Source organism: Oceanobacillus sp. HCA-5259 (genome assembly GCF_037892815.1).
Classification (GTDB): domain Bacteria; phylum Bacillota; class Bacilli; order Bacillales; family Amphibacillaceae; genus Oceanobacillus; species Oceanobacillus indicireducens.
The window spans coordinates 1-6,648 of sequence record NZ_JBBKBV010000061.1; the positions used below are offsets into that span (position 1 = coordinate 1).

General features: G+C 32.6%; 8 protein-coding genes. 7 read left to right on the forward strand and 1 reads right to left on the reverse strand.

Annotated elements, in window-relative coordinates; translation table 11 throughout:
• Nucleotides 1-408, reverse strand: a 408-nt coding sequence (locus WKU33_RS18575) for a hypothetical protein (protein WP_340456050.1), incomplete at its 3' end; no start/stop codon positions are given.
• A gap of 540 nt (nucleotides 409-948) precedes the next feature.
• Here WKU33_RS18575 and WKU33_RS18580 point away from each other — a divergent pair.
• The 7 genes from WKU33_RS18580 (at nucleotide 949) to WKU33_RS18610 (ending at nucleotide 6,309) form a co-directional block, all read left to right on the forward strand.
• Nucleotides 949-1,326, forward strand: a complete 378-nt coding sequence (locus tag WKU33_RS18580) for a hypothetical protein (protein WP_340456052.1) — start codon at nucleotides 949-951, stop codon at nucleotides 1,324-1,326.
• A 79-nt stretch (nucleotides 1,327-1,405) separates the two neighbouring features.
• Nucleotides 1,406-1,876, forward strand: coding sequence for a hypothetical protein (locus WKU33_RS18585; RefSeq protein WP_340456054.1), 471 nt, complete (start codon nucleotides 1,406-1,408; stop codon nucleotides 1,874-1,876).
• Between the two features lie 62 nt (nucleotides 1,877-1,938).
• Nucleotides 1,939-2,901, forward strand: a complete 963-nt coding sequence (locus WKU33_RS18590) for a hypothetical protein (protein WP_340456056.1) — start codon at nucleotides 1,939-1,941, stop codon at nucleotides 2,899-2,901.
• A gap of 11 nt (nucleotides 2,902-2,912) precedes the next feature.
• The gene (locus WKU33_RS18595; RefSeq protein WP_340456058.1) at nucleotides 2,913-4,559 is read left to right on the forward strand and encodes a hypothetical protein; all 1,647 of its coding nucleotides are present in this window, start codon (nucleotides 2,913-2,915) and stop codon (nucleotides 4,557-4,559) included.
• A gap of 18 nt (nucleotides 4,560-4,577) precedes the next feature.
• The gene (locus WKU33_RS18600; protein ID WP_188859471.1) at nucleotides 4,578-5,408 is read left to right on the forward strand and encodes a hypothetical protein; all 831 of its coding nucleotides are present in this window, start codon (nucleotides 4,578-4,580) and stop codon (nucleotides 5,406-5,408) included.
• A gap of 568 nt (nucleotides 5,409-5,976) precedes the next feature.
• The gene (locus WKU33_RS18605; RefSeq protein WP_445321712.1) at nucleotides 5,977-6,075 is read left to right on the forward strand and encodes a DUF2922 family protein; all 99 of its coding nucleotides are present in this window, start codon (nucleotides 5,977-5,979) and stop codon (nucleotides 6,073-6,075) included.
• 99 nt (nucleotides 6,076-6,174) lie between these two features.
• Nucleotides 6,175-6,309 (forward strand): YvrJ family protein, encoded by a 135-nt coding sequence (locus tag WKU33_RS18610; RefSeq protein WP_336252509.1) that lies wholly within the window; start codon nucleotides 6,175-6,177, stop codon nucleotides 6,307-6,309.
• Nucleotides 6,310-6,648 lie beyond the last annotated feature (339 nt).

Sequence of the window (6,648 nt, forward strand, 5' to 3'; positions counted from 1 at the left end):
CACTTTTAGCAGTTCTACTAAGCTGTGGTATATTCTATTTCTTTCATCAAATTCTAGCTGCCGCCTTTGTTTACTACGCTCTATTTTTTTTGCGTTCTCTTCTAACTGTTGTTTATGTGATTCTAATTGCTCTTTAAGTTTTCTCTCTTCATCTTGAAACAATTTACGATATGTAGCCTTCAAACTGTCAATTCTTAGCTGTACTCCTTCTTCTTCTTCTTCTTCTGTTTTTCGCTCTATTTTCAGTTCAATTCTTTTCAATAACTTTTTCTTTATTTGTATTTTATCGTCTAATTTTTTAATTTCCTTATATAAACTGGCTTTATTCTTCTTCAAAGCTTTAACCAACTCTATATTTTCGTTTTTACTTTTAACAGCTTCTTTGGCTTCTTTTATTCGTTTGAACAATTGTGTTCCCCCTTTTTCATAGGTCGATGGATAGATAACTTAATTTCTATAATACTATAATTGACTACCCAAGACATTAAAAACTTTACTGCTGATTACATCCACGAAACTCCTAAAACCAGTTGATCCCATTGTTTTTAATAAGAATCTCTTTTCTAGGAAATCTAAATAAAGAAGGATTGAGATAAGGTAGTTGATGAATATAGAATAAGGAAGATTAGCTGCAATAGGAGAAGTGGATATATACAAATCTATGACTTAAGTACAGGTTTATGCGGGTTTTGGAGTAGGGAGTGGAAAGATAAGGTAAGGAAGTAATCCAACAGGATCTTGAAAAATAAGGATAAGATTAGCTCAAGTTACTGATTATTCAGTGTCACTCTTTATAAGACTTTGTAGATCCTGTTAATGTTGGTGTAATTCAACAATTTAATATCCCTTTGATAAAATAGTATTATTACTAGGAAGTAAGTGTTGGTACATTAATAGGGACATGTTCTTGAATCATTGATGTAATACAAGATTGGGGGAATGGTTCGGTTGAAATTTGATTTTAAATACATTACACAGGATGAGAGAGAAAAGCTTTATGAAGAGGTATGGAGTAATCCAATTTCTGTTGTAGCAAAGATGTATGGAGTGTGCCGATACTACGTTGAGGAAGCATTTAAAACGACTTGTAATTCCGATCCAAATAGGGGCTATTGGACAAAGGTCCGAAAAGGGGAAGATGTAAAAAAAGACAAGTTACCAGGAGTTACGAAAGCTTTAAGTAAATATGTGAGAAACTATGCAATTAAATACAGAAAGGATTTGGGTGATTTAGATGAAACTGAACTATCCAATAAGGGAGATCTTTATTTGCTAAGAGGAAAGCAAAGAAATTATCTAAGATACATGCTTCACTGTAGCAGTTAACAAACAATTAAGAAATCCTCATCCATTAATTATCGGCCATAAGGAGGAAATAAGCTACCGCAAGAAGAGGGACAGGGAATTGAATAAAAACTTTAGGGATTTAAAAGATTCTCCTTTAGAAGAACGAGTAGGAGATATAATCTATAAAATATTTGTAGTTGGAAATAGACTATTTGCGGAGTACAAATTAGAAGAATTGATCGAGGAAAGAAAATGGGAGGAACAAAAAAGGAAGAGGAAGTTAGAGCAACTAAGAAACGATGAGCTCGAGGAAGTAAAAGAGCTTACTCAAGCGATCTCTGATTGGAATAAAGCGAGTAAGATTAGGAAATTTACAGATGAATTTGTGGCTAAGGTACGAAACTTAAAAGATGAAGATCAGAAAGAACGACTCTTAAAATGGATACAGTGGGCAAGAGACAAAGCCGATTGGGTTGTTCCATTGTCGAGAAAGAGGATGAGCTTTTGGGGAAGGTTGTTACTCTGGTTGAACAGATTATTCGAACACAATAAAATATTTGTATATCTATTATTAAGCTTAGTCTGTTGAGAGATAAACTGAAATCGCTTACTATATTATATAACAACTACTTAGAGAAAGGAGGGATTCTCATGTTAGAATTTGAAAACGGAGGGGCATTTGCTATTAAGGGATTTAACTTCCAAAAAGCAGCAATCAGCTTGATTGCTATTAAAAACTATCATAAACCTAATTTTCATATATTTGTAGAAGCTAAAGATGACTTCGAAGTAAAATATGATGGATATGAAGCATATATTCAAGTGAAAAGTAAAAAACTAAGTATAAATCAATTATTAAAAAGTGATAAAGGTTATTCTATTCTTGAAAAAAATCTTAGTAATGGCAATAGAAATTCTCATTTTAAGATATTTGTTAAGTCATTTGCGGAAACTGATATAAAAAAAATGGTTGAAGTGTCTCAAGGCAATATATGTACTCCTCTTTATTCATATAATGATAAACAAAAAAACTCCATCCTTAGTCAACTACAGGATAAAGAAAAAATGGAGGAATTTGGGGATAAATTATTATCCAGTTATATCTACATGCCACCATTTAAAGATAGTCTTGCTGAGGCAATACCTGTATTATTAGGTGAAATGGCTTTGAATGAAATTGATGTCAGTCATAAAAGGGGGCAAATAGCAGTTAATGAACTTTTTACTCTTATTGATCAAAAAAGCGAATTTATTGTAAAGAGTGAGGAAGATTTTCAAAAGAAAGCAATCCTAAAAGAAGATCTAAAAAAAATATTTAAACTATCCTCTACCTTTGATGCTTTTGACCAACTTTTAGAGTCAACGTCATATTCTTTCTTTTTAAAAAAGCAAATAAAAAAAGAACAATTGAAGATAATTCAATTATACTCAACGGTAAAAAGTGCTGCTGAACGAGAGTTATCAAATTTCGATTTGCTTGATGGGACAGAAGAAGAAGTGATCGATAAAGCTATTTTCCAATGTAATAACAAAAAGGAGTTTGAACGTTTAAATGAGCCAACTAAAAAAGCAATAGTGATAGAAATATTAACGGAAATGAGTGAGGATATGTGATTGTTAAGAGAATGGTTGTATTAGATTATGAAAATAAAGTAGCAAATGAATTTCGTTTCTCAAAGAATGTAAATATCATTACTAGTGAAGGGACTTCAGTTGGAAAATCAAGTCTAATAAAATCTTTATACTATGCCTTAGGGTTCGAAATTAAACAATTTCCACATGGGTGGAAATACAAGAGAATGAGATTTCGGTTAGATATCCAAATAAAAGAAAATGAGTATTCTATTATTCGGGATAATTCATTGTTTTTTATTGTTGGTTCAGAAGGTTCTTTAACCTTGAAAGAGTTTTCAGATTGGCTACAAGAGAAGTTATCCATAGAGATGAGATTAAAATTGAAAAGATCATCTACAGATGAACTCTCTTCAGTATATCCAACAGAATTATTGACACCATTTTATCTCGATCAGGACAAATCATGGAGTGGCTTTATATTTAAAAACACCTCCGACTCATTGGGTAGATACTCTAATATACCTCAAGATATACTTGAATACGTATTAGGTATTTCAAATGATGAGATTTTAAAGAAAGAAAGTGAAAAAAGGGTTAATCAAAAAAATGCTAGAGGAATCGCATCAAAAATAGATGTTTTAAATGGTCTACAAGAAGAGTATGCTGAAAAAACTGAAATGATAAATCCACCTCCCCAAGATATTGATAAATTAAAGGAAACATTTAATAATCACTTAGGACAATTAGGTAGGGTTTCAAGCGAGATGTCTAAAAGGAAAACTAAAATTCTTACTCTAAAAGCAAAACAAGATCTAAATTATCGGGATAATGCTGAACTTGAGAAAATGCTAAAGTTAAACAAGAAAACATATAAAGAAGTAGAATTAGAATGTGTCCATTGCCATTCAAAGTTAACTCTTGAACAGTCACTTACTAGATTAAAATTAAAGAATAATTTATTAGAAATAGAGAACATGCTTGAATTCAATAAAAAAGAAAATGAAAACATACAAGCATCGGTTGAGAAGTTGCAAAATGAAATCAATGAATTAAATACAAGATATGAAATTTTAACAAAACAAAAAAATGAAATACAGGACATCTTGAGCCTACAAGAGTTCATTGATATGGAATCAAAAAGATTAGCTAATGAGGAATTTTTAGGGGTGATTAACCAGCTAAGTCATGATAAATCCATGATTGATGAGTTAATCAAAAAATTAGAAAAAGATATTAGGGCACTAAAAAAAGACCAGAAAGACCGTAAAGAGGAAATAAGCAAAAGATATACCGAGATATTGAGTGACATAAATTTGCGTTTTGGTAGCACAAAATTAAATGAGATTGAATTCTTTGATTTTAAAGAAGTGAAGGGTAGTGGAATGGATAACAATAAAACGCTATTAGCCTTGTATCTGGCATACATGAGGCTTGTGGTTGAATATGGGAAATATACGCTTCCTTTTGGAATAGATTCCTTCGTGAAAAATGAAATTGATAAGGGTACTGTTAAAGTAACGTTTAAGGAAGTCGAAAAATATATACTATCAATCTCTAAACAAATATTCTTTGCAACTATCTCAGAAAACTTAAACTATCTCTCTAATCTTGATACATATCATGTAATAGACTTAACTAAACCTTTACTCACGCCAGAAAAGTACAATCGTTTATTAGCTGAAGTGATGACTAAGTAGTGAATAGCCTGTAAGAGAGTGATTACAGAAAAATCAAGTTTTTATTTTAGCTTGTTTCTCTTTAACGTTTTAACGTGTTGGAAGTCTCTTAAAAACAATGTGGGGTGGGGGGACATCTCGAATTTTGAACGGTTAGATAAGGTAGACAAAATACTGTTGTCTTCAGGGGATTTAAAGCGATTAGATGAATGGTGGCTTAATATTCACGATGGAGCATTCAATGAATTTCGTCCCGTGATCGAAGAGGGAGTAATATTATTAGAAATGCACCCAAATATGGCATTCGACCAATCGTTTATTGATGCAAACAATTTAACCTCATTGTCATTTTTATTATACTTTAAACAGCTCGATGATGTACGAGTATATTATGAAATTTACCAATTTACTGGTGAAGATCAAATTAAATATATTTTAAAAGCCACTAAGAACTACAGGGAACTAAAAAGTGAATTAAATATATACTCCGATAATAAACTTATACAAAAAACTGAGAATGCAATCAGATTCTTAGATACAATAACAACTAGTCATATTGCTTTGATGAATTATATGGAATTATATCGAGACGTAAAAGAGAGAGTGTCTTATGAATCTAAACGTAAAAAAGTAACTAAGAGAAGAAAAAAAAGAAAGAAGAATACTCGATCAATCACAATTAAAGTTTATAACGTGAACATCCCACCTGTTCCTGTCAGTGAAAAAGAAAAAAAGGCATATCGACGAATGAAAGAGTCTTGGACAGTAAGAGGTCATTGGAGAACATTGCCATCTGGAAGAAAGACATGGGTAAGGAATCATGTAAAAGGAAATAAGAAAAAGTTAGAACCCAACACATACCATTTTTGAATACTTTGCATTTCAATAAGCATGCACTGATGAGCTAAAGGGTTGCTATCATTGCAATTGTATTTTGGTGATTTATCCACAAAACTCTTATTTCTACTATGTTTCCCAAAAATAAACTCGTCTCACTTAAAACAAAACATTTCCTATTTCCGTTAAAATAATTTTTTCCGATTCAGAAGCTGATCCAAAATAATATCCGTAAGAGTAGGGGAGAAAAGAGCTCATCTTTCTCCTCTTTTTTCTTCCTATCCGCTCTCTCCTACCTCTTCAAATCAGCTATATATCAATCTTTATCCATCGTTTTTCAATCGGAATCCAATCATTTTCCAATCTCTTTTCAAGCCAATCTTTTCTCTCTATTTTCTTCTATCTACTATCTCTATTATCGGTGAAGTTTATTTTAAATCCTAAAAAACACCTCAAAAATGACTCGAAAACAGACCAATATTGAATCGTAAAAGGTCCGAAATCGAGGTTCCATCGGAAATCTTTATTTTAATCGAAACGGTGGAATGCGGGTTGGTGGGGGTGGGATTCGGAAAGGTAATTTTTAAATGAATATACGATCATTGCCCAGAACGCCTTCAACTCCAGTGGCGGTGACTTAGTTGCGAAACGAAGCGCTCGCGTTGTGGAGCAAATAACAGAAGATATCGAGATTTACTAAAATCTTAAACCAGAGGCCCCAATTGTTAAATAGGACGATTGGGGCCTTGTGCCATATTAAAAAAGTGAATCAATCGCTTTCAAGAAGGAGGGATTAGACATGGATGCTTGGTATTCGTTTATCGCGGAGGTTGGCTTTCCGATAGCGGTGACTTTTTATTTGCTCTACCGGATTGAAGGCAAGCTCAACCTGCTCATCGATTCCATTCATCAGCTGCCGGATAAGATGAAATGAAAGCGTGAGAATGAAGAGGAAAAGAATGTAATATAATAGCAACCCTTCTCGTCTAAGATGAGAGGGGTTGTTTGCGGTATTCGGTCAATTCGATTTACAAAATAACGAAAAAAGCGAACGACTAGGAGCAAGCAACATAAGTGTTCTGGATTAGTAAAGTTCTTATGTAATGAAATATGAGTATGATAGTCTGAGTCTTAAGGTCTGAATTTATTAAAAGTTCAAATTTCCCCTTTCGATTTTCGTTTATTCTCATTATACTTGTTGCAAGGGCTGAATACTTTGATCGCTGAACAGGGGATATTGGAGGCTGGATTGTGAAGTATTATAGATATTTGT